Origin of the sequence: Metabacillus schmidteae (assembly GCF_903166545.1) — a bacterium.
GTDB lineage: Bacteria > Bacillota > Bacilli > Bacillales > Bacillaceae > Metabacillus > Metabacillus schmidteae.
Genome location: NZ_CAESCH010000001.1, coordinates 857,963 through 884,904, shown reverse-complemented (window position 1 = coordinate 884,904; position 26,942 = coordinate 857,963). Strand labels below are relative to the sequence as shown.

General features: G+C 38.7%; 19 protein-coding genes, 16 tRNA genes, 3 rRNA genes and 1 pseudogene. 4 read left to right on the top strand and 35 right to left on the bottom strand.

All coding sequences use genetic code 11. The annotated features are described in order from the left end of the window. Positions 1-169: 169 nt before the first annotated feature. The 5 genes and pseudogenes from HWV59_RS04345 to HWV59_RS04325 form a co-directional block, all read right to left on the bottom strand. Positions 170-499, bottom strand: a complete 330-nt coding sequence (locus HWV59_RS04345) for a hypothetical protein (protein WP_175638161.1) — start codon at positions 497-499, stop codon at positions 170-172. Positions 500-506: 7 nt separating this feature from the next. After that, positions 507-1,895, bottom strand: coding sequence for a hypothetical protein (locus HWV59_RS04340; RefSeq protein ID WP_175638160.1), 1,389 nt, complete (start codon positions 1,893-1,895; stop codon positions 507-509). Positions 1,896-1,946: 51 nt separating this feature from the next. Next, positions 1,947-2,590 (bottom strand): annotated as a pseudogene (locus HWV59_RS04335) (DUF6792 domain-containing protein); the annotation flags it as partial. A gap of 58 nt (positions 2,591-2,648) precedes the next feature. Continuing rightward, complete coding sequence (locus HWV59_RS04330; protein ID WP_175638158.1) at positions 2,649-3,221, bottom strand: hypothetical protein; 573 nt, start codon at positions 3,219-3,221, stop codon at positions 2,649-2,651. Between the two features lie 944 nt (positions 3,222-4,165). Then, positions 4,166-5,134 (bottom strand): tRNA dihydrouridine synthase, encoded by a 969-nt coding sequence (locus HWV59_RS04325; RefSeq protein WP_175638157.1) that lies wholly within the window; start codon positions 5,132-5,134, stop codon positions 4,166-4,168. Positions 5,135-5,518: 384 nt separating this feature from the next. Here HWV59_RS04325 and HWV59_RS04320 point away from each other — a divergent pair, with 384 nt between their 5' ends. Then, positions 5,519-5,797 (top strand): YrhK family protein, encoded by a 279-nt coding sequence (locus HWV59_RS04320; protein ID WP_175638156.1) that lies wholly within the window; start codon positions 5,519-5,521, stop codon positions 5,795-5,797. 89 nt (positions 5,798-5,886) lie between these two features. On the opposite strand, the gene HWV59_RS04315 is transcribed toward HWV59_RS04320, so the two are convergent. After that, positions 5,887-7,452, bottom strand: coding sequence for a bifunctional metallophosphatase/5'-nucleotidase (locus HWV59_RS04315; protein WP_102228791.1), 1,566 nt, complete (start codon positions 7,450-7,452; stop codon positions 5,887-5,889). 966 nt (positions 7,453-8,418) lie between these two features. Between HWV59_RS04315 and HWV59_RS04310 the strand changes: the two genes are divergently transcribed. Continuing rightward, on the top strand, positions 8,419-8,694 hold the full coding sequence (locus tag HWV59_RS04310; RefSeq protein WP_102228790.1) for a hypothetical protein: 276 nt from the start codon (positions 8,419-8,421) through the stop codon (positions 8,692-8,694). A gap of 15 nt (positions 8,695-8,709) precedes the next feature. Continuing rightward, positions 8,710-8,931 (top strand): recombinase family protein, encoded by a 222-nt coding sequence (locus HWV59_RS04305; protein ID WP_268921777.1) that lies wholly within the window; start codon positions 8,710-8,712, stop codon positions 8,929-8,931. Positions 8,932-9,653: 722 nt separating this feature from the next. On the opposite strand, the gene HWV59_RS04300 is transcribed toward HWV59_RS04305, so the two are convergent. From HWV59_RS04300 to HWV59_RS04190, 23 genes are all read right to left on the bottom strand, one after another. Then, the gene (locus HWV59_RS04300; protein WP_102228787.1) at positions 9,654-10,373 is read right to left on the bottom strand and encodes a hypothetical protein; all 720 of its coding nucleotides are present in this window, start codon (positions 10,371-10,373) and stop codon (positions 9,654-9,656) included. A gap of 715 nt (positions 10,374-11,088) precedes the next feature. Then, positions 11,089-11,337, bottom strand: a complete 249-nt coding sequence (locus HWV59_RS27230; protein ID WP_268921745.1) for a tyrosine-type recombinase/integrase — start codon at positions 11,335-11,337, stop codon at positions 11,089-11,091. Positions 11,338-11,374: 37 nt separating this feature from the next. Then, entirely contained in the window at positions 11,375-11,590 is a 216-nt protein-coding gene (locus HWV59_RS27490; RefSeq protein ID WP_407941534.1) for a hypothetical protein, read from the bottom strand. 636 nt (positions 11,591-12,226) lie between these two features. Further along, positions 12,227-12,308 (bottom strand) — tRNA-Leu (locus HWV59_RS04285). Between the two features lie 18 nt (positions 12,309-12,326). After that, a tRNA-Leu gene (locus tag HWV59_RS04280) sits at positions 12,327-12,415 on the bottom strand. Between the two features lie 13 nt (positions 12,416-12,428). Beyond that, positions 12,429-12,502: transfer RNA gene (locus tag HWV59_RS04275), tRNA-Cys, on the bottom strand. A gap of 8 nt (positions 12,503-12,510) precedes the next feature. Next, positions 12,511-12,585, bottom strand: a tRNA-Gly gene (locus HWV59_RS04270). A gap of 60 nt (positions 12,586-12,645) precedes the next feature. Further along, a tRNA-Gln gene (locus HWV59_RS04265) sits at positions 12,646-12,720 on the bottom strand. Between the two features lie 181 nt (positions 12,721-12,901). Continuing rightward, a tRNA-His gene (locus HWV59_RS04260) sits at positions 12,902-12,977 on the bottom strand. Positions 12,978-12,991: 14 nt separating this feature from the next. Further along, a tRNA-Trp gene (locus tag HWV59_RS04255) sits at positions 12,992-13,065 on the bottom strand. A 26-nt stretch (positions 13,066-13,091) separates the two neighbouring features. Beyond that, a tRNA-Tyr gene (locus HWV59_RS04250) sits at positions 13,092-13,175 on the bottom strand. Positions 13,176-13,187: 12 nt separating this feature from the next. Next, positions 13,188-13,260 (bottom strand) — tRNA-Thr (locus HWV59_RS04245). 24 nt (positions 13,261-13,284) lie between these two features. After that, positions 13,285-13,357, bottom strand: a tRNA-Phe gene (locus HWV59_RS04240). Positions 13,358-13,538: 181 nt separating this feature from the next. Then, positions 13,539-13,615, bottom strand: a tRNA-Asp gene (locus HWV59_RS04235). 6 nt (positions 13,616-13,621) lie between these two features. Next, positions 13,622-13,698: transfer RNA gene (locus HWV59_RS04230), tRNA-Met, on the bottom strand. Between the two features lie 10 nt (positions 13,699-13,708). Further along, positions 13,709-13,784: transfer RNA gene (locus HWV59_RS04225), tRNA-Val, on the bottom strand. Positions 13,785-13,792: 8 nt separating this feature from the next. Continuing rightward, positions 13,793-13,867 (bottom strand) — tRNA-Glu (locus HWV59_RS04220). Positions 13,868-13,885: 18 nt separating this feature from the next. Then, a tRNA-Ser gene (locus HWV59_RS04215) sits at positions 13,886-13,976 on the bottom strand. Positions 13,977-13,980: 4 nt separating this feature from the next. Beyond that, a tRNA-Asn gene (locus HWV59_RS04210) sits at positions 13,981-14,055 on the bottom strand. A gap of 9 nt (positions 14,056-14,064) precedes the next feature. Then, positions 14,065-14,180: ribosomal RNA gene (rrf, locus tag HWV59_RS04205) — 5S ribosomal RNA — on the bottom strand. Between the two features lie 120 nt (positions 14,181-14,300). Beyond that, a 23S ribosomal RNA gene (locus HWV59_RS04200) occupies positions 14,301-17,229 on the bottom strand. Positions 17,230-17,442: 213 nt separating this feature from the next. After that, positions 17,443-18,992 (bottom strand): 16S ribosomal RNA (locus HWV59_RS04195). The 16S, 23S and 5S rRNA genes sit together here with 16 tRNA genes alongside, the layout of an rRNA operon. 266 nt (positions 18,993-19,258) lie before the next feature. Next, positions 19,259-20,131 carry a nucleotidyltransferase-like protein gene (locus HWV59_RS04190; protein WP_175639975.1) on the bottom strand — a complete coding sequence of 291 codons (873 nt, stop codon included), beginning with the start codon at positions 20,129-20,131 and terminating at the stop codon, positions 19,259-19,261. 185 nt (positions 20,132-20,316) lie between these two features. Here HWV59_RS04190 and HWV59_RS04185 point away from each other — a divergent pair, with 185 nt between their 5' ends. After that, on the top strand, positions 20,317-20,670 hold the full coding sequence (locus tag HWV59_RS04185; protein WP_102233033.1) for a YgzB family protein: 354 nt from the start codon (positions 20,317-20,319) through the stop codon (positions 20,668-20,670). Between the two features lie 279 nt (positions 20,671-20,949). On the opposite strand, the gene HWV59_RS04180 is transcribed toward HWV59_RS04185, so the two are convergent. The 6 genes from HWV59_RS04180 to HWV59_RS04155 all read right to left on the bottom strand — a co-directional run bounded on the left by HWV59_RS04180 (position 20,950) and on the right by HWV59_RS04155 (position 26,924). After that, entirely contained in the window at positions 20,950-22,539 is a 1,590-nt protein-coding gene (locus HWV59_RS04180) for an IS1182 family transposase (RefSeq protein ID WP_175638155.1), read from the bottom strand. Positions 22,540-22,940: 401 nt separating this feature from the next. After that, complete coding sequence (gene perR, locus HWV59_RS04175) at positions 22,941-23,378, bottom strand: peroxide-responsive transcriptional repressor PerR (protein WP_102233034.1); 438 nt, start codon at positions 23,376-23,378, stop codon at positions 22,941-22,943. A gap of 132 nt (positions 23,379-23,510) precedes the next feature. Further along, positions 23,511-24,464: a D-2-hydroxyacid dehydrogenase gene (locus HWV59_RS04170; protein WP_175638154.1), complete on the bottom strand. Its 954-nt coding sequence runs from the start codon at positions 24,462-24,464 to the stop codon at positions 23,511-23,513. A gap of 394 nt (positions 24,465-24,858) precedes the next feature. Continuing rightward, positions 24,859-25,968: an aminopeptidase gene (locus HWV59_RS04165; RefSeq protein ID WP_175638153.1), complete on the bottom strand. Its 1,110-nt coding sequence runs from the start codon at positions 25,966-25,968 to the stop codon at positions 24,859-24,861. Between the two features lie 18 nt (positions 25,969-25,986). Continuing rightward, entirely contained in the window at positions 25,987-26,457 is a 471-nt protein-coding gene (gene bcp / locus HWV59_RS04160) for a thioredoxin-dependent thiol peroxidase (RefSeq protein ID WP_102233037.1), read from the bottom strand. A gap of 68 nt (positions 26,458-26,525) precedes the next feature. After that, positions 26,526-26,924: an ion channel gene (locus HWV59_RS04155; protein WP_102233038.1), complete on the bottom strand. Its 399-nt coding sequence runs from the start codon at positions 26,922-26,924 to the stop codon at positions 26,526-26,528. Positions 26,925-26,942: the final 18 nt, after the last annotated feature.

Here is a 26,942-nt window from a genome sequence, read left to right as displayed (position 1 = left end):
CCTTTTTTTAGGGTTTATAATTAGTTCTTCCTATTATACGTACAAATATGATATAAGTTTCAAAAATTAGAGATAATAAAGAAGCAACCTAATTTTGAGACCTAAGTACTTTATGAACCGATTTTTATGCAACATAAAAAGGACTACCTTAAGTAAGTCCCCCACGAAATTAACCTTCATCGAAAGCATTAAATGTATAATAAAGTGTCACATCCTGTGTTCGCCTGTCATTTACATAATTTGTATAGTTGTTTGCCATAGCGGTTAAGGCATCTTCACAGTGATCCAGTATAAGATTATGATTGCGATGTTGGTTGACTATTTCTTGAATAATAGCGTCGACTAGTTCTCCGTTTTCTTGTTCCATTTCTTTTTTCATAAATGTAGTAAAGTCAGTCCCTAAATGACGTATTTCTTCAATTGTACTTTTAAAAGGGGTAACTTTATAGCTCAGTTCTTTTGATTCTGCAAAGTTATGGCTTATTGTAAAAGAACCCATAAAATTGTTAACCTCCATAATGATAATCAAACATTTTAGATATTCTTTCTTCTTCTGAAAATAAATCTTCAATAGAATCTCTAATTTTTTTCACAAGCAATTTTTCTTTCTTAATTTCAGCCTCAATTGTTTCGATCATTTGCGAAAATGATTGATGAAATGTTGCCGGCAATGGCGGAAGCTGTTCATTGACATTCATTTTCGTTAATTCGTAATACCCGCCTACCGGATATGAAAAGGTCTGTGTTAATAGGTATGAATACTGTTTTGGATTCGATTCCATCATATGAATTTTTTCCATGATGTGCTGCATTCTTTCATCATAATCATCCATATATTCACTGGTAAACAACGTTTTTAATCTATTAACATTGCTTTCTTTTTCCTGAGAGATTGCTAGACCTTTTTGGTAAATACGAACCGATGAGGAAATATTGACTTTAATCTCATCACTTCCAGCAGATGACATGTACATATCATTGTTTACATAGCTGATATTTTTATCCTGTGAAAGTCCATTGACAACAGCATCAAGCCCATGTGCATGGGCACTTCCACTAAAGTGCTCCATAAAACTAGTATCTACATTTTTTAATCCTTCAAGAGCTTCTTTTATATCACTTACTTCAGCATTAATCGTTTGCAAGGCAGCAATAATCTTCGCAATCTCCTTCATTTGATTCATCGGATCCTTTGAGTTTAAAGCTGAAAGCGTTGAAGGATCTAGGAATTCATCAAGTGTTGCTTGAATGGTTTCTAAACTCGTTTCAATTTCTTTAACATAAGAAATGATCTTATCTTTTTCAACCTGACTGATAAAGCCAACATCAACAAAGGCTTGAAGAATCGGATCAAAGTTCTGGTATAACACTTTCACATTGCTAATAAGCTTAGGCAGTTTCTCAGCCATATCAATGATCATCGGAACAGCCTCAACAATTAGTCCCGTTAAGTTTCCGACTGTTTGAAAAAAGCCAGTTAGTACCTCTTTTTGAAGGTTTAGGTTTTCACCTAAGAAATCTAATGGAAGCGTCAAATATTCTTTTGTAAACGACAAAAAAGAATCCGCATTCGTTACATCAGTAAATGGCTTCTCTAACCCATCTACCGACTTCTGAATTTTTTCAACTGTTTCGGAAAATTCATTTGAAGAAGTAAGAATTGAATCAACAACAGTCGGGTTAAATCCGGTAAGACCTCTCAAAAAACCATCGATCCCTTCCGTGTTATATGTTGTTGAGTAATTTGAGAGAAACATTTGAATCGACCGTAAATCTTTATTAGGGATTTTATCAATTAACTCACGAATGCCTTTATAACGTGGATCTGTATCGAGAAAGCCATCGCGATCTCCGATTTCAAGAAAACCCCGAACACCGCTTACTCCGTATAACATATCCTCTTCAGCTGTAAGGTGGTTGATGGTTGTTTCGTCGATTTTGTTTTTGTAGTATTCTTCGGTGAAGGCTTTTAGTTCGTTTTCGGGGATGTTGTAGATGTCTTCGTCATTATCTATTTGGAATTCCGTTCTTATTATGCTCTGAATTCATTGTCTATTACTGCAAGTTGATATGCTGAAGGTGCGGCATCATTAATAGCATATACATCTTTAAATCTTAAATCATTTTCATCCCTCGACATCAGTTGTAAAATTGTTATATTATTACCTCCCAAAGAATGGCCGTATCCATACTTCTCTAAGCTAGGTAAATTATTATTTCTATTCTGAATAATACTATGAACATCATCATAAAATCTTTTTGCATCTGAATACTGATTATCAGTCCCTCCAACAAAAATGCCCATTAAATTATATGTCCAATCAATTGGCCTCCAAGTGTCCTTTTCTCCTAGTTCACTTCCCCTAGTTATTGTAATTGACTGATTAATTTTTTGCTCTTCATTTTGGAAGTGTATAATTGTTCCATCAAATCCACTATCTATCTCGTTTTTTCTTTGGTCTTCGAGGATGTCATCTGAACGATATATAGTCACATTAGTCGTTAACTTTTTCCCAGTTTCCTCATAATAAATACGCCTTATTTCACTTTCAACTTCTTTGTTAGTTAGATTTTCATATTCCAAATCCATAACCCTTGCTCTGAGAATATCAGTGTTTAGTAATTCTTCATTACTCATTTTGCTACCTCTATTCATCCTTATTGAATTTTACTGATTTCATATAATGTAAAGCCTTCTCTTCTTCTTTTTTAATATCAATATTACAATTAGACTTAGAGCTATCTATACACTCTGCTGAAAAAACATATTCTAACCCTTTCTGACTTTCTTTCGAAGTAATGTAACCAAAGAAGAAATAAATTGTTGAACCCTTATAAGTAAGTTCAGATTTTGCGTAATAAATACGAGTTTTTTCTGTTTCGATTTTTTCGTATTCGCCATTGTAACCAACTGAATCACTCAAAAGGCCTAGGCTGGAATCAATTGCACTCTCACCATATGTTGAATAGGTTGTGCTAAATGAGGCCCTATAATTTTCTTTTTCATTTCTGTCATAAAATATAATTTTTTCGAAGCTATCTTTTGTTCTCTGATAAAATGGTGGTCCGTCTGTTACCGCATTTTTAGGCCAAAGCATGAAATATCCACCTGTATCTGATTCTAATAAATAGTGACCTTCTTCGACTTCCTCAGTTGAATCTAACAAACTACTTGTAAACTCATCCTGAAACGCTGCTGTATTTGGTAATTCTTTTTCCATACTACATCCTCCTACAAATACCAGTGTAAATATTAGGGCATAGATAAGCCATGAACGCATTAGTGTGACCCCTTTCGATTTCCTTTACCACTTCATTATTATCATATATTTCCAGTAGATTAAATGATGAAATTGAATGTTTGAAAATTGAGGAGTTATTTACTATTTAGATTATAGGTATCACGTATCAAATGTGGATATTTATTACCAGTTGGGTATAAGGCAAGCTATAAGCGAATTCTCATTTAAGAATTACAGCAATCATACCGTTACATTTGACACCAATTTTTATGGCACATATCCATTCAAAGAAGATGTAAAAATGATTTAACCCTAGGAATGAACGCACCCTACAAGGTAAATATGAAGGCTAAAGAAAGGTAAAAATTGAGAGGATGATTGATGTTTCAAATATAAAAAGTCATGTGGAAAATGGCACATCATCATACAGGCAGGAGATAAGATTAGGAGGTTATAAAAAGAGGTGATTTTTTTTGGATATTGCATTTATGATCTTCATTGTGATTATGTACTTCAATTAAATATTTATTAAAGCTGAAAAAGACGACTGGAGCAGGAATATGAATTTTCTCCAATTTTCATTTTCTCCAATTTTCATTTTCTCCAATTTTCATTTTCTTCTTCTTCTTTGGATTTATAAACATAAAACCAATCCCATCAAGAAATATATATCAAAGATAATGACAATAAAGATGAATATCATTGTCCGAATTGCAAGTAGCAGGCTAAGGTTTTATGTATCAGTGTGTGCAAGAATTTGAATGTGTGAAAATGACTTCAGTTACAAACCTTGATGACCGTTTGACAACTAAGGTAGAAATTTTGGAAGGCGCATAAAACAAAAATTGGCCGGAATGAGTCTAGTTCCATACCAAACTCACACCAGCCAATTAACTCTAACTCTAGGGGTCACAGCCATCTCATTAATCTTCTTTTAACTCAAAGTTATCAAGCAATGCACGCACGTCATCTGTTGAATCTGTGTTCATCAATTGATTTCTTAACTCACCCGCTCCTCTAAATCCTTTGACATATATCTTAAAAAAGCGATGAAGAGCTTTAAACGGACGTGGCTCTAATTCTGTTGAATATTTATCATGAAGATCAAGATGCAATCTTAAGAGATCAAGCAATTCCTTACTGCTATGATCTTTCGGCTCTTTTTCAAACGCAAATGGATTTTTAAAGATACCACGCCCAATCATAACGCCATCAACACCATATTGATCAACAAGCTTCAAGCCAGCTGCACGGTCAAGAATATCCCCATTAATCGTCAAAAGTGTATCCGGTGCTATCTCGTCACGAAGTTTTTTAATCTCCGGAATCAGTTCCCAATGAGCATCTACTTGGCTCATTTCCTTTCTTGTTCGCAGATGGATAGAAAGATTAGCGATGTCTTGTTTCAATATATGTGTTAGCCAGTCCTGCCACTCGTCCACTTCTGTGTAACCAAGCCTTGTCTTCACACTTACAGGCAATCCGCCCGCTTTCGCTGCTTGTATTAGTTCTGCAGCTACTTCCGGACGAAGGATAAGACCGCTTCCCTTCCCTCTGGATGCCACATTAGGTACAGGACAGCCCATATTGATATCAATACCCTTAAACCCAAGTTCCGCCATACCAATACTCATTTGTCGGAAATACTCGGGCTTATCTCCCCATATATGTGCAACCATTGGTTGTTCATCTTCTGTAAAAGTCAAACGTCCACGCACACTTTGTTTTCCCTCTGGGTGACAATAGCTCTCCGTGTTTGTAAACTCTGTAAAAAACACATCAGGTCTAGCTGCTTCACTCACCACATGGCGAAAAACAACATCTGTCACATCTTCCATTGGAGCAAGTACAAAAAATGGTCGTGGTAAATCACGCCAGAAATTATCTATCATATTAAAATTCAATTCCTCTCTTGATGTAATACTAAGTAAAACTTCAGTCGCAAAATTAAAAGTAAAAAAATTTTTTTCTTTAACTTTTATACCATGCTTAAGCAATTTTTATCAAACTATAGAAAATTTTAAACATTATTAACCTTAAGTGCAATGAAAACAATATGGAAAAGGCAGTTTTGGTCTAGGGGAAGGTACTTATTTTCTACTTTAGATTGGTAGAAATGTATTTTTAATAAATGGAGATGAAAATACTTTGTTGTTCAAAAAGTAGATACTCCACATAAATTATTTGAAACTTGTCCCCCCTTGTAATAAGAAAGTAAATACCGATGTTTTTACGCGATTCACACCGGGAATAATCCTTACAAGGGAGTTGAAAGTGTGAAACAATTTAAAGTAGATAATGAGCCTAATTATATTGACGTACAATTTGGTCAACACGAAATTACTATTAATGAGCGTTATGAGTTCTTTTATAACATTAATGATGTTTTGATAGCCCTCTGTTTTTTAATTGGTAGTGTTCTCTTTCTTTGGAAACCATTAGAAACATATGCGATTTGGATGTTTATCGTGGGAAGTGCACTATTTTTAATTAGGCCTATGATTCAATTTATCAAGCGATTCCATTTGAAAAAAGTTCGTAATCCTGAATCATAGTTAAAAGACTCTTAAAAAACTATTTCCTATAAGACGAAGAAACCATGATAGCCAAGGTTTCTTCTTTTTGATCGCATTTTTATAAAATTCTATTTTGCAGTTCTTTGCCCCTTTATTAACTCAGCAAATGCTTCAACATCTAAAGGTCCTTCACCTATTGCTTTTCCCTCTTCAAACGATGTAAATCCATCTCCACCAAAGGACAAGTAGTCAGTTATAGCGACGGTGTATGTTTTATCAGGATCAATGATATCTCCGTTTGTTTCTTTCAATGACTTTATTTTGTTTCCAATGGGAGCCTGTTTGACATACGTATAAGAAAGACCCGAGACTTGCAATATGTTTTCTTTTTCATTTAATCTCCATTGCTGTTCAAGAACTTTTTTTATTTGTTCTCCAGTGATGGAAGTGGATACGAGTTTGTGTCCAAAAGGTAATACGGTTAGGAGATCTTCCATTTTTACTGTCCCTTTGTTAAGGCTTTCTCGCAGACCCCCTTGGTGGACAAAAGCAAAGTCTGTATTCATGCTTGCTTTGTATGAATCTGCGATCATGTAACCTAAAGGGGAAAATCCATCCTTGTTTTTCCTTTTTGAGACTGCATCAGGTAAAGTACCAACAACTTGATTTACGTAGGTATCTGTTTTTTCTTTGTATTTATGAATAAGTTCAATTGCATCTGGGTCTGGTTTGATTCGTTCGTGATCAGTAAGAATAATATTTGCTTTTTTATGAATAATGTCTTTTGAATTTTTATCGATACCTATGTTGATATGGGAGAACGCTTTTCCATATGAGTAGGCTTGAACAATAAGCTTATTGTCTACAACCGTATTTGTGTACTGATGGTTATGCGCACCAAAAAGAATATCTACTTCGTCATCAATATCAGGAGCCATTTTAGCAAGATCCTCATCTGGATTGGTGCCATCGGAATTTGACTTGGAAGATATATGACCAAGAACAACTATCGACTTAACTCCTTGTTTTTTTAAATCATCAGCTGCTTTATTGATTGCTTTTACTTCGTCGGTGATTTTTATTGAATCAAGATTTTCAGGGAGAACATATAAATTTGTTTTGGTTGTGACCACACCAATAAAGCCTATTTTAATCCCGTCAATTTCTTTAATCAAATATGGCGGAAACACATGCCTATTTGTTTTTTTATCGATGATATTAGCAGATATATAGGGGGTTTCTGATCCTGGGAAGTAGCCAGTAATTGGATGAGAACCTCCAGATAGGAGTCGTTTCATTTCATCGATACCCTCATCTAGTTCATGGTTCCCTATTGTTCCTACATCAAACTGTAAGAGATCTAAATACTCCATAGTTGGTTCATCTTGAAGAAGCGAGGAGATTGGTGGACTGCCTCCAATCATATCACCAGCATGAATAATAAGAGTATGCTCATTTTCCTGGCGATATTTATTAAGATAAGCAGCCAAATAGTCTGCTCCGCCAACCTTTTTCCCCTTGAATTGATCATATGTATCAAGGTGACCATGTAAATCATTCACACCTAATAACTGCACTTGTAGTGAATCAGTTGAATCATGATCGATCGAAGTAGCAGCATAAACAGAACCCCCTACAATAAATAATACAAATAATAAAAGAAGTAACACTTTCTTCACGTGCAATGAATACATGAATCAGTTCCCCCTTTCGAATACTTTTATCGTAGCATTTGTCCGTTAATGCAATCTTAAAGGAGGGTAAAGTTTTATTAAGGTTTTGAAAATCATATTAATTTTGCATGTATGATACTTCTTTACTTTGAAAAATAAGAGTTGGGTTTGTAGGCTTTAAAAGTGAAGATGATAAAAAAGAAGAAATAATTTATGCACAACAGTATTCGGTCACTTCAACGTCGATACTTGAGCAAAATAAAATTTATGCACAATAACCATTACATTTTTTATGGCAACTGTATTTTAAATTAGGAGATATGAAAGATTTGTTGTGCAAAATTTCTAACTACTACTAAAGATGCTTAATATTTTTTCACTTTTCTTCCTTGATAGCTTTTCTCACCCGCAATAAAAAATAATAACTATAATTTGACCTCATTAAAAGCAATATTTATTCACAACCCTCTTTATAAAATTATAACAGCCCAATTTTAATCTTTATTCAGATTTCAACACAATAATAAGACTTAGACCTACAACAAACAAAGTATTATCAAGCAATACAACCATTTATTGTTTACTTTTATGGATAATAGTTAACAACAAAAAGTGGAAAACGATAGTACAATTTAATAAAAAGGGGCGTTTATTATGGATGAGGTCATTGCATATGTCCGAGTGTCTACTGAGACTCAGGTGAAAAAAAGACAGGGCATTGAGGACCAAAAAAAGAAAATTATTGATTATTGTAAATAGAACAGATTGAAGCTGATAAGAATTTTTGAAGATGGCGGTCAATCAGGTAGAGAAGACTATGAAACGGATGATGAAGACCTATTCAAAAATAGAGAAGACCTGCATTCTATGTAAAAAGAATTAGAAAATTATAAAATCTGTATTATTTACAATACAAACAGACTGTGGAGAAATGATCTGGCTAAAGTGTACATTAAAAGAAAATTCATAAAAGCAGGGGCGAATATTTTGAGTTTGGAACAACCAAGCTACAGTGTTTATACTAAAGACCCGAATGAATTTTTAATTAATGGAATGATGGAGCTCTTGGACCAATACGACCACATGAGTATTACTAAAAAATTAGCAAATGGAAGAAGAACAAAAGTTAGAAAGGATACAATAAAGGGATGTGGTGTTGCTCCGCTTGGTTATAGGTGGCAGCATGAAGGAATGGACAAGCCTATTATTATTATTATTGAAGAATCCGAAGCTAAGATTGTAAAATATATTTTTAAGAAATAAGCAGAATTAGGCAGTATACGGAAGATACTTCGATGGATGAAGCAAGAAGGAATTAAAACTAGAAAAAGCAGAGAATTTACACCAGCTTCAATTAAAAAGATATTAAACAATTCCTTCTATACAGTAAAATTGGTTTGGGGAGACGAAGTGACTATTGGGAACCACGAACCATTAATAAATAAAGTTGCTTTTGGAAAAACACAAGCACAATTAAATAGAAATAAAAAGAGGAATTGAAACTAATATAATTAATACACGCATACCAATTATATATTAAACATCTGTAAGATAATAATATTGAAAATAGATAGTAGTATAAGCAATACTATTCTATAATTTAAACCTTCAGGATACTAAATTCAAGTAAGACAAAAAGTTATCAACTTAAAGGAAAAGATAACCCAGAATATTTAATAAATGTCCATGAAGAGCTTATGGATGAAGAAACTTAAAAAGCTACAATTAACTTGCATTCGCTACCTATTACATATTTAAAACAGGAAACGATTTCCACATCCATTAATAAAAACTTCTCTAATACTTATCAAAAAATTTTTATCTTCTCGATTAGAAAACAAGTAATTTTTATAAAATATTCTAGAATTCAAAACCAAGTATACGTTATACTTGGTTTTGATATTAAAGTTATTTGTTTCCTTCAACTTTCTTGCCAAATTTTCTGTGAATGAAAGTAAAAATAGTAATAATAGCACCTAGTCCCATTGTTACATTTAAAATAATATTCAAAGTGAAATCGTCGTTATTATATTGTAACAATATGGCCTTACCTAACAACGATACAATAAGTATTGCAAAACCTAACCACTCTAAAAACTTATGATTCAATTAAAAACAACCCCTTTCCTTACTTTTTATTATAAAGATTTCTTATTGGAAATATATGATAAAAAAGTACGAAAAAAAACAAAAGGACCGCATAGCAGCCTTTTGTCTTTTTGTTATCGCACTAACTCCGCATTTCCGTATACCATTCCAATATATCCTGTGTAGTCATGGTATTTATATACCTTCATAACCTTTCTTTTATAAAGTTTTCCATTCATATAGCGTGTCTGCACTGTAACTTTATACCAAGCTTTAGGTAAATGATAACTATAAACCGCAGAGGCAATTGTCACGATTACACCGGCAACAGGAGACAGTGAGACTACACTTGCAAAAATACCCGCAATCGCAGAAGTGTTAATTCCTTGCACTTCTTTACTCCCCTTATAAGAATAATAGTTTGCCCAAGATGTATTTTTAGGGACATTATCATATAAGCCATAATGAACCTCGATAGGTTTTCCTGTGAAGGGGTGTTTCTCGGTAGAAATATATCCAAGCTCATCATTACTCAACACTTCAGCTTTTGATAATTCTAATACAATCTCTTCTTCGGCATTAGTAACAATAACATTTTCATCATCAGAGTTTATATACAATACATTCCCGTCAGAATCAGTAGACGTATATTTATAATTTCCATTTACTAATTCACCTTCTAAGTATTCAACAGTTCCATCTTCATTTGTTATTTTTACTTTTTCATACGAATCTGTAGCTTCTAAAACCTCATATTTTGGACCGTTATTAATTGTTGTCCTCTCTGCGAATGCACCAGTAGCCCCGCTAAATAGCATAAAAACAGACATTAATAGAATCAAAGTTTTTTTCATCTTTTCCTCCTTGGATTTGTTTTTAGTACATTTAAATTCTACGTTATATAATTCTGGATTAATATAGAACAATTGGTATATATTGTAATTTTATGATAGGTATATAGTTTTGTTTTTTGAATAAACTGCAAAAAATAATTAAATGTAAAAAACAAGAATTCGCGGAAAGGTATTATTACTACTATTTTAATACTCCATTTTAAAGTGTATTGTTTATAACCCCATCCATCTATAATCTTATACAATTAATGGTATATATTGAAAAATGTGTCTCTAACGCAAAAGCAACAATCTATACGAAAATAGCCTTGTAAAAAGAAATATATAAAAGTGATTTTTATAAGTATAGTGCCTACCCTACCACTAGGGGGAGAGTTCTAAAATGTTATGTTTGCAAAAGTTGTAGTGATAAGCCTTATGGTAATATATAGTATCCAATTATAGTTTATAATGAAAAATGTGAAATAAGTATTCGTAGCTATGTTAGAGAGTTAAGAGATAGCCGATATTTTAATATAACGAGGGTCCAAAAACGTTGGTACAAGCTATGCATATTTAAGTAAAAATAGTAAGAGCATGAGAAAAAATATCGGTTTATTAATGAGTAGGTTTTATTTAGACACATAATTATTATTATTTGAAATCATACAAAAAAGAGTGAGAAAATTTCTTCCACTCCATTTTGATATTATTCATTGCAAACTTACATGATGTATTAGAATTTTCTTATCCGGCTTTTCTTCTTAGGAATTAGATTATTAAGAGGACTAGCATGTTGATGGACTTCGCGTAAATCCTGACCAGTAATATTCAGATATCTTTTAGTCATGTCCATATTTTCGTGCCCCATCACTTTCCGCAATGAAAAGGCATTTCCCCCATTTCGTAAGTACATAATCGCAAAAGCATGTCTAAGGTCATAGGGTCTTATTTTTAAAAAAATTTCCTTACTATAGCCATCCATACGTGTACTCCACTCCTTGCGATTTAAGGTTTCACCATCAACTATTACAAAAAACAGGAACGTCCTCATCCCAATCATGAGGTCGAACTCGCAACAACTTTTTCAAAACTTCAGATGTATGAGGTAGTATAGGTAACGTTCTAGCCTTTCGAGTTTTCGAGACTTCCTCAGGGATTGTAACAGAAAAACGAGGTAAATCAAAACTCAATTTGTTTAACCTTGTTGCATCACTAGGTCTTGCACAAGTATCCAAGGTAAATAATATTAATGCATAATCTCTCAGACCTCCATATGTTGGTATTTCAACAATCCTTGGGTGTGCTTTTCATTTTTTATAACCCTTTAATGGGTTTTTAAATACTAATCCTTCAGAAATACACCAATCGAAAAAAACTCTTAAATATACTAAACGAAAGTTTGTACATTGCCGGCTTAATGTCTTCTGCCATATGTGTAAGAATAGCTTGCTTTGTTTTTTCTACATTTTCCCAAAACTCTTTAGAATCTTTTAAAAAGTGATTAATGTGGTTTGAATACCCTTTTAAGGTAGTCTCACTAATACCTTGAGCTTTTTTCCAAAATAAAAAACTTTTTAATACACTCTTCCATGTTGTTTCATCTTTGTTTTAATTGCAAATGAGTCTTCTTCGGGTAACAAATCCGGAATCCTTGTTCTTGTTTTTCCTGTCTTCTTTTCTGACATAATAAAAAAATCCTCCGTTTCTTTTCAACGAAGGATAAGATGTTTCCGAGAAGTCGAGTCATCCTAAATGAAATATTTTTAGGGTGACTCGCCCATGCCAATCTGACACCGATTTTTTATGATTTTTGACCAATAAAAAAAACCGCTGTATATCAGCGATTTCCCTTGTCGTTACTGTATTTCAGATACCAGTGGTCGGGGTCGAACCGACACTCCCGAAGGAACACGATTTTGAGTCGTGCGCGTCTGCCAATTCCGCCACACTGGCAAAGGATTAAGTACATTATGGTGCCGAGGACCGGAATCGAACCGGTACGGTAGTCACCTACCGCAGGATTTTAAGTCCTGTGCGTCTGCCAGTTCCGCCACCCCGGCAAGGGTGTTAAAATGGAGGCGGCAACCGGATTTGAACCGGTGATAAAGGTTTTGCAGACCTCTGCCTTACCACTTGGCTATGCCGCCATTTTAAATGGAGCGGAAGACGGGATTCGAACCCGCGACCCCCACCTTGGCAAGGTGGTGTTCTACCACTGAACTACTTCCGCGATCTTACTTTATTTATATGATTTAGCCTATGCACTAGAACTAAAAATGTGTCAAGAAAATGGCTGGGCTAGCTGGATTCGAACCAACGCATGTCGCAGTCAAAGTGCGATGCCTTACCGCTTGGCTATAGCCCATTGAATAATCTTCATGAATAAGCTTCTTCGAGTCTTCTTCATGAAATCTCATCGCAAGAGGATATTTTGTGTTATTTCTGACAGGAAATAACGCGAAATATCGCCGACAACCAAGTGCTTTTTTTGATCTATAATTCAAGATCGACTGATCTAATGTATCCTAATTACTTAGCTATATAAATGGGGCGGCTGATGGGAATCGAACCCACGAATGTCGGAACCACAATCCGATGCGTTAACCACTTCGCCACAACCGCCACTATATTCAAATTGGCAGGGGCAGTAGGAATCGAACCCACACCAAAGGTTTTGGAGACCTCTATTCTACCGTTAAACTATGCCCCTAAATGTAGGTTTACTTTAAAAATAAATGGTGGAGGGGGGCAGATTCGAACTGCCGAACCCTAAGGAGCGGATTTACAGTCCGCCGCGTTTAGCCACTTCGCTACCCCTCCATATTTAGAGAGTGCCGGCGAGAGGACTTGAACCCCCAACCTACTGATTACAAGTCAGTTGCTCTACCAATTGAGCTACACCGGCGTATTTACTTATCAAAATAAAAGGTGGCTCGGGACGGAATCGAACCGCCGACACATGGATTTTCAGTCCATTGCTCTACCAACTGAGCTACCGAGCCAAAATAGTTTACGGCTTCCACTAAGCTTCGAATCTCTTCATCAGCTCCATCGCTCACATCCTCACGTATTAACAAACGCTCCGGTGCTCGCTCAGTCGCTTCTTCGACCTTCTCGCTTATTGAAACCCTCTTACTCTATATTCTGGCTAGAGTAAGTACTGATTTTGAATTACATATATAATGGCGGTCCGGACGGGACTCGAACCCGCGACCTCCTGCGTGACAGGCAGGCATTCTAACCAACTGAACTACCGGACCATTATTTGGTTGCGGGGACAGGATTTGAACCTGCGACCTTCGGGTTATGAGCCCGACGAGCTACCAGACTGCTCCACCCCGCGATAATATATATGGTGGAGGATGACGGGATCGAACCGCCGACCCCCTGCTTGTAAGGCAGGTGCTCTCCCAGCTGAGCTAATCCTCCGATTTAAATGGTGACCCATACGGGATTCGAACCCGTGTTACCGCCGTGAAAGGGCGGTGTCTTAACCGCTTGACCAATGGGCCATGTATGAAAAGTAAATGTGGCGGAGAGCAAGGGATTTGAACCCTTGATACGCGGTTAGCGTATACACGATTTCCAATCGTGCTCCTTCGGCCACTCGGACAGCTCTCCAAAATGGCTCCGCAGGCAGGATTCGAACCTGCGACCGATCGGTTAACAGCCGATAGCTCTACCACTGAGCTACTGCGGAATAATCACAGCCTGGCAACGTCCTACTCTCACAGGGGGAAACCCCCAACTACCATCGGCGCTGAAGAGCTTAACTTCCGTGTTCGGCATGGGAACGGGTGTGACCTCTTCGCCATCATTACCAGACATTTGTGACAAAAATTATTATACTATATTACAAGAATATTTCAAGTGTTTTTTTACTTTTATATTCCTTCAAAACTAGATAACGATTCACAATTCAATTCACTAAGCTTACGCTTTTATTAGGTTAAGTCCTCGATCGATTAGTATCAGTCAGCTCCACACGTCACCGCGCTTCCACCTCTGACCTATCAACCTGATCATCTTTCAGGGATCTTACTCACTAGTGTGATGGGAAATCTCATCTTGAGGGGGGCTTCATGCTTAGATGCTTTCAGCACTTATCCCTTCCGCACATAGCTACCCAGCTATGCCTTTGGCAAAACAACTGGTACACCAGCGGTGCGTCCATCCCGGTCCTCTCGTACTAAGGACAGCTCCTCTCAAATTTCCTACGCCCACGACGGATAGGGACCGAACTGTCTCACGACGTTCTGAACCCAGCTCGCGTACCGCTTTAATGGGCGAACAGCCCAACCCTTGGGACCGACTACAGCCCCAGGATGCGATGAGCCGACATCGAGGTGCCAAACCTCCCCGTCGATGTGGACTCTTGGGGGAGATAAGCCTGTTATCCCCGGGGTAGCTTTTATCCGTTGAGCGATGGCCCTTCCATGCGGAACCACCGGATCACTAAGCCCGACTTTCGTCCCTGCTCGACTTGTAGGTCTCGCAGTCAAGCTCCCTTGTGCCTTTACACTCTACGAATGATTTCCAACCATTCTGAGGGAACCTTTGGCCGCCTCCGTTACATTTGAGGAGGCCACCGCCCCAGTCAAACTGCCCACCTGACACTGTCTCCCAGCCCGATCAGGGCTGTGGGTTAGAATTTCAATACAGCCAGGGTAGTATCCCACCGACGCCTCCACCGAAGCTAGCGCTCCGGCTTCTCAGGCTCCTACCTATCCTGTACAAGCTGTACCAAAATTCAATATCAGGCTACAGTAAAGCTCCACGGGGTCTTTCCGTCCTGTCGCGGGTAACCTGCATCTTCACAGGTACTATAATTTCACCGAGTCTCTCGTTGAGACAGTGCCCAGATCGTTACGCCTTTCGTGCGGGTCGGAACTTACCCGACAAGGAATTTCGCTACCTTAGGACCGTTATAGTTACGGCCGCCGTTTACTGGGGCTTCGGTTCAAAGCTTCGCTTGCGCTAACCTCTCCCCTTAACCTTCCAGCACCGGGCAGGCGTCAGCCCCTATACTTCGCCTTGCGGCTTCGCAGAGACCTGTGTTTTTGCTAAACAGTCGCCTGGGCCTATTCACTGCGGCTTTTCCGGGCTATTCACCCTAAAAAGCACCCCTTCTCCCGAAGTTACGGGGTCATTTTGCCGAGTTCCTTAACGAGAGTTCTCTCGCTCACCTTAGGATTCTCTCCTCGCCTACCTGTGTCGGTTTGCGGTACGGGCACCTCTCACCTCGCTAGAGGCTTTTCTTGGCAGTGTGGAATCAGGAACTTCGGTACTATAGTTCCCTCGCCATCACAGCTCAGCTTATGTGACAACGGGATTTGCCTCGTTGTCAGCCTAACTGCTTGGACGCGCTAATCCAACAGCGCGCTTACCCTATCCTTCTGCGTCCCCCCATTGCTCAAATGGTGAGGAGGTGGTACAGGAATTTCAACCTGTTGGCCATCGCCTACGCCTTTCGGCCTCGGCTTAGGTCCCGACTAACCCTGAGCGGACGAGCCTTCCTCAGGAAACCTTAGGCATTCGGTGGAGGGGATTCTCACCCCTCTTTCGCTACTCATACCGGCATTCTCACTTCTAAGCGCTCCACGAGTCCTTCCGGTCTCGCTTCACAGCCCTTAGAACGCTCTCCTACCATTGTTCGTAAGAACAATCCACAGCTTCGGTGATACGTTTAGCCCCGGTACATTTTCGGCGCAGAGTCACTCGACCAGTGAGCTATTACGCACTCTTTAAATGGTGGCTGCTTCTAAGCCAACATCCTGGTTGTCTAAGCAACTCCACATCCTTTTCCACTTAACGTATACTTTGGGACCTTAGCTGGTGGTCTGGGCTGTTTCCCTCTTGACTACGGATCTTATCACTCGCAGTCTGACTCCTGAACATAAGTCTTTGGCATTCGGAGTTTGACTGAATTCGGTAACCCGATGGGGGCCCCTAGTCCAATCAGTGCTCTACCTCCAAGACTCTCATTTCAAGGCTAGCCCTAAAGCTATTTCGGAGAGAACCAGCTATCTCCAAGTTCGATTGGAATTTCTCCGCTACCCACACCTCATCCCCGCACTTTTCAACGTGCGTGGGTTCGGGCCTCCATTCAGTGTTACCTGAACTTCACCCTGGACATGGGTAGATCACCTGGTTTCGGGTCTACGACCACGTACTCTTTCGCCCTATTCAGACTCGCTTTCGCTGCGGCTCCGTCTTATCAACTTAACCTTGCACGGGATCGTAACTCGCCGGTTCATTCTACAAAAGGCACGCCATTACCCATTAACGGGCTTTGACTACTTGTAGGCACACGGTTTCAGGATCTCTTTCACTCCCCTTCCGGGGTGCTTTTCACCTTTCCCTCACGGTACTGGTTCACTATCGGTCACTAGGGAGTATTTAGCCTTGGGAGATGGTCCTCCCTGCTTCCGACGGGATTTCACGTGTCCCGCCGTACTCAGGATCCACTCTGGAGGGAACGAAGTTTCAACTACAGGGTTGTTACCTTCTTTGACGGGCCTTTCCAGACCTCTTCATTTACTCCGTTCCTTTGTAACTCCGTATAGAGTGTCCTACAACCCCAAGAGGCAAGCCTCTTGGTTTGGGCTAATTCCGTTTCGCTCGCCGCTACTCAGGAAATCGCGTTTGCTTTCTCTTCCTCCGGGTACTTAGATGTTTCAGTTCCCCGGGTCTGCCTTTATTACCCTATGTATTCAGGTAAAAATACTACTCCATTACGAGCAGTGGGTTCCCCCATTCGGAAATCTCCGGATCAAAGCTTACTTACAGCTCCCCGAAGCATATCGGTGTTAGTACCGTCCTTCATCGGCTCCTAGTGCCAAGGCATCCACCGTGCGCCCTTACTAACTTAACCTTCGACATCGAAGATGTCATTTACTTCATTAATAAGAGAATCACTAAACTAAGCGTTTAAACTCAGTGAATTACTTGAATTGTTATCGTTATCTAGTTTTCAAGGAACATAAAGCACAGGATATTTATATCCTATGTGTTTTATTACTTATATTGAAAGATCCAATGATCTCTCAAAACTAAACAAAATACCAAGCGTACCTCATATCCTTAGAAAGGAGGTGATCCAGCCGCACCTTCCGATACGGCTACCTTGTTACGACTTCACCCCAATCATCTGTCCCACCTTAGGCGGCTGGCTCCTTACGGTTACCCCACCGACTTCGGGTGTTACAAACTCTCGTGGTGTGACGGGCGGTGTGTACAAGGCCCGGGAACGTATTCACCGCGGCATGCTGATCCGCGATTACTAGCGATTCCGGCTTCATGCAGGCGAGTTGCAGCCTGCAATCCGAACTGAGAATGGTTTTATGGGATTGGCTTGACTTCGCAGTCTTGCAGCCCTTTGTACCATCCATTGTAGCACGTGTGTAGCCCAGGTCATAAGGGGCATGATGATTTGACGTCATCCCCACCTTCCTCCGGTTTGTCACCGGCAGTCACCTTAGAGTGCCCAACTGAATGCTGGCAACTAAGATCAAGGGTTGCGCTCGTTGCGGGACTTAACCCAACATCTCACGACACGAGCTGACGACAACCATGCACCACCTGTCACTTCGTCCCCCGAAGGGGAACCTTCTATCTCTAGAAGTAGCGAAGGATGTCAAGACCTGGTAAGGTTCTTCGCGTTGCTTCGAATTAAACCACATGCTCCACCGCTTGTGCGGGCCCCCGTCAATTCCTTTGAGTTTCAGTCTTGCGACCGTACTCCCCAGGCGGAGTGCTTAATGCGTTTGCTGCAGCACTAAAGGGCGGAAACCCTCTAACACTTAGCACTCATCGTTTACGGCGTGGACTACCAGGGTATCTAATCCTGTTCGCTCCCCACGCTTTCGCGCCTCAGCGTCAGTTACAGACCAGAGAGTCGCCTTCGCCACTGGTGTTCCTCCACATCTCTACGCATTTCACCGCTACACGTGGAATTCCACTCTCCTCTTCTGCACTCAAGTTCCCCAGTTTCCAATGACCCTCCACGGTTGAGCCGTGGGCTTTCACATCAGACTTAAGAAACCGCCTGCGCGCGCTTTACGCCCAATAATTCCGGACAACGCTTGCCACCTACGTATTACCGCGGCTGCTGGCACGTAGTTAGCCGTGGCTTTCTGGTTAGGTACCGTCAAGGTACCAGCAGTTACTCTGGTACTTGTTCTTCCCTAACAACAGAACTTTACGACCCGAAGGCCTTCATCGTTCACGCGGCGTTGCTCCGTCAGACTTTCGTCCATTGCGGAAGATTCCCTACTGCTGCCTCCCGTAGGAGTCTGGGCCGTGTCTCAGTCCCAGTGTGGCCGATCACCCTCTCAGGTCGGCTACGCATCGTCGCCTTGGTGAGCCGTTACCTCACCAACTAGCTAATGCGCCGCGGGTCCATCTGTAAGTGACAGCCGAAGCCGTCTTTCAATTTCGAACCATGCGGTTCGAAATGTTATCCGGTATTAGCTCCGGTTTCCCGGAGTTATCCCAATCTTACAGGCAGGTTACCCACGTGTTACTCACCCGTCCGCCGCTAATCGTTGGGAGCAAGCTCCCTCAGATTCGCTCGACTTGCATGTATTAGGCACGCCGCCAGCGTTCGTCCTGAGCCAGGATCAAACTCTCCAATAAAGTGTTTGATGTAGCTCATAAAATTTTGTACTATATAGTACGTTTTTTGTTAATCGAAATTAACGTTGGCACGCTTGGTTTTGTTTAGTTTTCAAAGATCATTTTTCGTCGTTTGTCATAAGCGACTTTCTTAATATATCATTTCCATCAGTGATCGTCAACAGTTTTTTAAAAACTTTTTTTGATCTAGTTGGAGACAAAATCATCGCCGCTGAGTACATAAGTAACAGCGACGAATAATAATATAACATCTACAAAAAACTAAGTCAACACTTTTTATCAACAAAATATACTCTATGAAAAACTCCTTTACCTTTTGTTTGTTGTCTTTCTATAGATACATACTTTTTCTCCACTAAGAATTCCAATAAAACACTTAAATCCACAGAGTAATGTTGCAGTTCGGGATGCTGATACAATTCATGGAAGTACCATGAGTCTCTTTCTGCCATAAGAGATAAAATATGACTTGCCCCAATTTCTGTTTTTGAATGGATGAGAAAATCGCTTGCTAAGAAAAGAAGCTCTAGTCTTTTTTCAAGAGATTCTTCTCCTTCGATTAGTTCTTTATATAACTTATAAATCTGCGGCTCAATTTGTTTAACCTGATTCCAAACTGTTACTTCAGGATAAAAGCCCCTATCAATGACTTCTAATCTGGCTAAGTGATGCAAGGCATGAACAATATGGTTGTATGTATCTAATAATTGATTTGATTCAAAAAATACTTTACCTTCCAAATAACGCCGAATGAGCTTTGCAAATTCAATCCCCATTTTCATTTTTCTTTCCGAAAACGGAAAGGTTCTTAGTCTATCAACTAATTCAGCTATGTATTCATTACGGTCAAAGAGGACCTTTCCATTTAGAATCCAATCAACCATTCTTCGATTTGTCCCTAAAAGGATGGACTTGTTTACATCATGCTTTGACATAACGGTTAATGAAGCTTTTTTATCTTCAAACTCGTAATGCTTTACATATAAAGGCTGATCTAGTTCATTCACAATAACTAGAAGAGCTACATCAAGATTATCTGTTAAAGGTGATGTTTGGTTTCTTTTTTCAATCATTACGATTGCTAATGTATTTGGGTGGCTTGCGCGTTCTTGATAAATTGGACGGAGAATATCTTCCATCATCATCATCCTCCATTATATGGGCTTTAATATTGTTTCTACATCATTCTTTAAAAACCCTCTTCAATTTGAGTGAGTTTCTATTCTTACTATTATAAAACTAGTACAAAAAAAATATCATTTCTGATACTATTAATAAGCATAGAAAGCGCTAAACTCGCTTCATCGTTATGAGGAGGTCAAAAATGGCTCGTAAATATACTAGTAAGATCAATAAAATCAGAACCTTCGCTTTAAGCTTAATTTTTGTAGGATTTATCATTATGTATATCGGTGTTTTCTTTCGCACGAATATGTGGGTTATGACGATTTTTATGATGTTGGGTATGCTGTCGATCATCGCAAGTACGGTTGTTTATTTCTGGATCGGTATGCTGTCAACAAAGGCTGTTCAAGTAACATGTCCAACTTGTGGAAAGCATACAAAGATTTTAGGGCGTGTTGATATGTGTATGTATTGCAAGGAACCTCTCACATTGGACAAGGACCTTGAAGGAAAAGAATTTGATGAGAGCTATAATAAAAAAAGCTTAAAATAACATTAGAAAAGCGTAAGCGCCTTGATCAGCCTAGGGCAAATAAGGCGATTTGGAATTGAAGGTGTTGTTTACCTTCAATTCCAAATTGACTTATGACCTCGAGGGGTAGGCGCTGGAGCTAGACACTAAAACAAAGTACAATACCTATACACTTTCTAATAACACACAGAAAAGAGGGTGACTCAAAAGGTCGTTAAATGACAACCTTTTGAGCACCCTTTTCTTATGTGTTTTTATAAGAATCCAAATAGTGGGATTTTTCAATTAAAAGGGCTATTCCTAACCCTTATTGGTATCAATTTTCCTCATTTCTTTATTTCTTTTTATCGCTTTCTGCATTTTTTTACAGTTATGTGCAACGCAAAGAAGCCCCCATTCAATCGTATTTTTTTGGAGACCCCGCATTGAAAACCGTCTGAACTGTTGATTGTGTTTTAACTGTCCAAATACACTTTCCACATCGCATTTTCGTTGACTATATAATTTCCGGCCTTCCTCACTCTGAAGACGTTCACGAATCTCTTTTCTTTGCCTTTGATTTTCTAGAGATATTGTAATTGTTTTTTGTTCTTTCCCTTTGGCACAAGTTATTTGGAATGGGCAGCCGGTACATTCAAAACAAGAATATCTTCTTTTAATTGATACATATTCATTATCTGATGTTCTTGTGGTTTCATACTGAAAAATAAGGCGTTGCTTGTTTGCACAAATAAACTCATCTACCTCCTCATCGTACTCCATATTTTCTACACGATCGATTTTCTTTTTCCAGCTCTTTTTTTGTTCTTGATCAAACGTATTATATTTTATGTATGCTGTTCGTCCTTCTCTTTCGAGAAAATCATAGTTTTCCTCACTACCATAGCCAGAATCGGCAACTATTTTTTGGGGTTTCACTCCGTGCACCTCCAAGTGTTTGAGGTGAGGGATTAAGCAACTTGGATCACCTGCTCTTTGATGAAGTGAGAAGCCCGTAATAAACTGACCTTCTGTCCCTGTTTGTACATTATATCCTGGTTTTAATTGCCCATTTCGCATATGATCTTCCTTCATTCTCATAAAGGTCGCATCAGTGTCTGTTTTCGAGAAACTGTTTCTTCCATTGAATAGTCGATTTTGTTCTTCATATTTCACTTTACGAGGAAGATAATCTTTTTTTAGTAATCGAACAACTTTTTTCGCCTCTTTATTTTTGGGTTCTGTTTCTAAATGTTTTTCTAACTTTTTAATACTATGTTCAATCTGTTCTGAAGTAATCGGTGTTTCTTTCAGCTTTTCTTCTAGCCCCGCGGAAGGGGCGGACTTTTCCTCTTCTTCAAGGATTTGCTCAATTTGGAAAGCGAGTTGACGATATTTGTCATCTAAACTTTTATCATATTTTTCTGTCGCTTTTCTCCAAACAAATGTATATTGATTTGCATTTGCTTCTATCTTAGTCCCATCAACAAAATAGTGCTCCAGCTTTACCAATCCTTTTTCACGTAGTAACTCTACAATTGAAAAGAAGACTTGATAGATAATATCTTTCATTCGCTCGGATCGAAACCGATTGATTGTACGAAAATCAGGAGTTTGACTACCACTTAACCACATAAAGTAGATATTTTCGGTTAGTAACTTTTCCATCTGTCTTCCTGAGTAAACTTTTTGTGTATAAGCATAAACGATGACTTTAAGTAACATTTTTGGATGATATGATGGGCGTCCACCACCTTTGTAGGGTTGAAATAACAATGTATCGTCTAGCTTTTCTACAGCTTCATGGACAATGGTAGATAAATGATTTTGAGGGATGAGAATTTCAAGGTCTAATGGAAGAACTAACTGATTCATGTTATAATTAACGAAAGAGATATGATCATATTTCATAAAAAATCGTTCCTTTCTTGGATAATTTGGTGTGGTAACTTAATTATACAAAATGGGGCGATTTTTTTGTTGTTTAATTACTCTTTAAAAAAGACTGTTTTCGTAGGGGTTTTGCTTCTATGAATATAATTTTAGATCGATAGTGGAATGGAGCGTAAGACACTTGACTCCTGCGGGAAGTGAGGAAAGGCTGAGACCCCACAGCCGAAGGCGAGGAGGCTCAGCTTCCTCCCCGCGGAAAGCAAGTGTCTGGAGCGCAATGGAACGTCTCGGTTTTTACGTTAACTGAATTAAAAAAATAAAAGTATGAAAAAAGGCTAACCCAAGGTCTAAAATCTAGACTTTTGGGTCGGCCCCTTTTTTACATTCATACAAAAACAAGCTATAAATTCCAGCTTGTTTTAATGTGTTTCTTTCTTTTCACAACTTGGGCACAAACCGTATATCTCCATACGGTGGTGACTAACTTTAAATCCCGTTACATGTGCAGCTAAAGCCTCAACCTCATCAAGTCCTGGATAAGAGAAATCAACAATCTTTCCACAGCCTTCACAAATGACGTGATAGTGATCAGACGTTATGAAATCAAAACGACTTGATGCATCGCCATACGTTAATTCCTTAACAAGTCCAACTTCACGAAATACCCTTAGGTTGTTATAAACAGTAGCAACACTCATATTAGGGAATTTGCCTTCTAATGCTTTATATATATCATCTGCTGTAGGGTGTGTCATGGAATCGACCAAGAATTCTAGTATAGCATGACGTTGAGGTGTAATCCGTACTCCGGTTTGCTTCAGGGTATCTAATGCATCCTTTAATTGATGTTCAGACATCCGCCATGCACCTCACTTCTATAAAAATTCTTACATTATAATGTTTATAATTAGTGTACATTGTAACTACGACTTTTGTCAAACGTTCTTTATACAATGTATTATTTACCGCAAATTTTCATTCATGCTTGTTTAGTATCTTTTGCTAAGTAAAATCTTATTTTGCATCTCTGCAAGTTCATTGTTTAAAAAATAACCTAGATTGGTTTTGGCAATCTCCATCGCTCTAGGCAAATATCTTCTTGTAATCCCGGATAAATGAGGAGTTACCGTGACATTTTCCATATCCCAAAGCGGATGCGTCTTTGGCAGTGGCTCTGTCTCAAATACATCTAAAACGGCATGCAAAGAACGGTTTGCTTTCAGAACTTCCATCAAATCCTTTTCAACAACTGCGTCACCTCTGCCAATATTGATAAACACCGCATCGTCCTTCATATTCTCGAAAAACTCTTTATTTAATAGACCTTTTGTATGATCTGTGCTTGGAAAAACAGAAATAACAAAATCAGCATGGGATAGTGGGTCTTTTACCTCACTCATTTTATAGGTACTGTCAAAATGCTTAATAGCTCTTCCATCACTGTTTACACCCGATACATTCATACCGAACGCTTTGGTTAGTTTCGCAGTCGCCGATCCTATTGCTCCTGTCCCAAGAATAAGCACTGTTTTCTCATATAATTCTTCCATTCTCACACGACGATCCCATTTATGTAACCGCTGGTGTTCAGTCAATACCTCTGCTTGTCTTGAAACCTGCAGCATCATAGCGATACAATACTCCGCCATGGGAATAGCATGCACACCTTTTGAATTTGTAACCAAAATATCACGCTTTTCAAGCGCATCAAATGGAAGCTGATTAATACCAGCAGACGTAACCATAACCCATTTTAGGTTTTTCGCTGCATTAATATGTTCCTCTGTTAAATCCTCTCCATACGTAAAGATAATATCCACCTCTGGTAACAAATCATGTGCCTCATCTATTTTCCTATCATGATAAAACGTTACATCCGGAAAAGAATGATCTATATCCTCTCTCAAATATTCTGGTAGCTTCACTGTAGATAATACCTTCATGTTTGTGTTCCCCTTTATGTAAATTCTAAGAATGATAAAAAATAGGCTGGTTAAAAGTTTCTTTTAAGTTCTAAAAAAACAATTTAGGTTGATTGAAGCGGAAGGTGCGAGACTCCTGTGGGAGTAGCGTGACAGGTGAGATCCCACAGGCGCCTGCGCCGAGGAAGCTCACCGCACGCCCCACGGAAAGCGAGCAACCTGGAGCTTCAATCAACCACCCTCTAGCCTAATTATATAGCAACTTAGTTTTCCCAAAATAAAAAGAGTGCGAACCTAAGTCCGCACTTCCAATCCGGCGCTAACATTTGAGGAGGTAATGCCTTCCCTAATAATCTACGCACAATCTATAAATTTGGCTGGACGTTTGCCTTACGTTTTAAAAATAGGCTCTAAATTACTTTAGATTATCTTGATTCAAACCTGTTAACTCTGGAAGAACAAATTGACCATCTTTTCGGACAAGAACATCGTCAAAATAAATTTCTCCTCCACCATACTCAGGTCTTTGAATTAATACCATATCCCAATGAATCGCCGATTTGTTTCCATTATTTGCTTCTTCATATGCCTCTCCAGGTGTAAAATGAAAGCTTCCGCAAATCTTTTCATCAAACAAAATATCACCAATCGGTTCTTCAATATAAGGATGGAACCCTAATGCAAATTCCCCTATATATCTTGATCCCTCATCAGTATCAAGGATTTCGTTCAGTTTTTCCGTTTGATCGGAAACAGCATCAACAATTTTGCCATTTTCGAACGTGAGCTTTACATCGCGGAACGTCATTCCGTGATATGGACATGGTGTATTGAATGAAATAGTTCCATTTACTGAATCTTTGATTGGGGCCGTAAAAACTTCTCCATCTGGCACATTCGCTTCACCTGTACAAGGAACTACTGGAATGCCTTTAATGGAAAACTGCAGATCTGTACCAGGTCCTGTAATTCTGACACGATCTGTTTTTTCCATCAATTCCTTTAACGGTTCAGCAGCACTTGCCATTTTGTCATAATCTACTGTACATACATCGAATAGATAATCTTCAAATGCACTTGTACTCATTCCCGCTTTCTGTGCCAAGCCCTTCGTTGGATAATTCAACAGCACCCACTTACGATTATTTACATAGAATTCTGAAACAGGCTTCATGATTTCTCCACGGAGCTTATGCTTTTCTGCAGGAACCTCTGCCATCTCCGCATCATTTTCTTCCCCTATAATAACGATAACAGCATCTACATCTTGATAGATTTGCATTGACCATTTTGCTTGTGTTTCCAGTTGAGCTTTTTGATAGTTTTTAGCCAAATGGAGCGTAATCTCATCATCGAGTATTTCCACATAAGGATATGCTCCTATTGCATACGTTTGATCGATAATTTCCGTTATAAGAGGTTTTGCATTTAAATGACCTCTAATTAACACTTTTTCCCCTTTTTCCACTTTCACAGAGTGATTCAATAAAACCGCAGCCAGTTTCTTTATTCTCTCATCTCTCATCAAGACACCTTCTACTCTTTAAGATTGAATTTCTTTTATGTAATTCAGAGCTTCCTCAACATGATCTTTTACTTTTACCTTTCTCCACTCCTTGATGATTTTTCCGTCAGGATCAATAATAAATGTAGATCGTTCAATTCCCATATATTCTTTTCCGAAGTTTTTCTTTAGCTTCCAAACGTCAAAAGCTTCAGCTAACTGATGTTCGTCATCAACTAATAGTTGAAAAGGTAAGTCATGTTTTTCTTTAAACTTTTGATGTTTATCCTGAGGATCAGGACTTACCCCGACGATAACCGCATTTACATCTGCAAAGCTTTGGTGCTGGTCTCGAAAATCACACGCTTCAGTTGTACAGCCTGGTGTCATATCTTTTGGGTAAAAATATAAAACAACATATTTCCCCTTATAATCAGTTAAACTCACTTTTTCTCCATTGTCTGCTACCAATTCTATAGCAGGTACCTCATTGCCAATTTCAATTGTCATATATATCCCTCCAAGCATATGTTCACTATATAAGCGTAACCAACTTTTTGTCATCCTACAACTCTGAACTATTTATCAATGCCAATGACGGTTCTCGCTAAGAAAACAGCTGGAAGTACATATCCAATTAATGATTCGATAACAGCTAAAAATCTGCCGATTCCCACTGGAACAACATCTCCATACCCTAAGGAAAACAATGTCACTGCACTAAAGTATAAAGATGTAAACAGGTTATCAAAATAGTCTCCGGTTGTGATGTTTCCGGCTTCCTGCAAAACTGGAATACTGCTCTGCATACAAATCAAATAAATGACCCCAAACCCCAAAAGCAGGGAAACATATAGATACATAATCATAATAATCGTATCAACTGACAAAAAATTCTTTTGAAAGCAAACCATCACAACATATCTAAAACTCATAAAGATACATATGACAATACATATAGCAAACAGAAGGCCCACATACACCCCACCCTATTT

Excerpts from the sequence above, each read along its gene's own strand:
- bcp (WP_102233037.1), bottom strand. The coding sequence starts at position 26,457 with ATGACAATTGAAATTGGCAATGAGGTACCTGCTATAGAATTGGTAGCA.
- HWV59_RS04340 (WP_175638160.1), bottom strand. The coding sequence starts at position 1,895 with ATGTTATACGGAGTAAGCGGTGTTCGGGGTTTTCTTGAAATCGGAGAT.
- HWV59_RS04180 (WP_175638155.1), bottom strand. The coding sequence starts at position 22,539 with ATGAAATATGATCATATCTCTTTCGTTAATTATAACATGAATCAGTTA.
- HWV59_RS04330 (WP_175638158.1), bottom strand. The coding sequence starts at position 3,221 with ATGGAAAAAGAATTACCAAATACAGCAGCGTTTCAGGATGAGTTTACA.
- HWV59_RS04345 (WP_175638161.1), bottom strand. The coding sequence starts at position 499 with ATGGGTTCTTTTACAATAAGCCATAACTTTGCAGAATCAAAAGAACTG.
- HWV59_RS04325 (WP_175638157.1), bottom strand. The coding sequence starts at position 5,134 with ATGATAGATAATTTCTGGCGTGATTTACCACGACCATTTTTTGTACTT.
- perR (WP_102233034.1), bottom strand. The coding sequence starts at position 23,378 with ATGTCTGAACATCAATTAAAGGATGCATTAGATACCCTGAAGCAAACC.
- HWV59_RS04170 (WP_175638154.1), bottom strand. The coding sequence starts at position 24,464 with ATGAAGGTATTATCTACAGTGAAGCTACCAGAATATTTGAGAGAGGAT.
- HWV59_RS04190 (WP_175639975.1), bottom strand. The coding sequence starts at position 20,131 with ATGGAAGATATTCTCCGTCCAATTTATCAAGAACGCGCAAGCCACCCA.
- HWV59_RS27230 (WP_268921745.1), bottom strand. The coding sequence starts at position 11,337 with ATGGATGGCTATAGTAAGGAAATTTTTTTAAAAATAAGACCCTATGAC.
- HWV59_RS04300 (WP_102228787.1), bottom strand. The coding sequence starts at position 10,373 with ATGAAAAAAACTTTGATTCTATTAATGTCTGTTTTTATGCTATTTAGC.
- HWV59_RS04185 (WP_102233033.1), top strand. The coding sequence starts at position 20,317 with ATGGCTCGTAAATATACTAGTAAGATCAATAAAATCAGAACCTTCGCT.
- HWV59_RS04315 (WP_102228791.1), bottom strand. The coding sequence starts at position 7,452 with ATGTATTCATTGCACGTGAAGAAAGTGTTACTTCTTTTATTATTTGTA.
- HWV59_RS04165 (WP_175638153.1), bottom strand. The coding sequence starts at position 25,968 with ATGAGAGATGAGAGAATAAAGAAACTGGCTGCGGTTTTATTGAATCAC.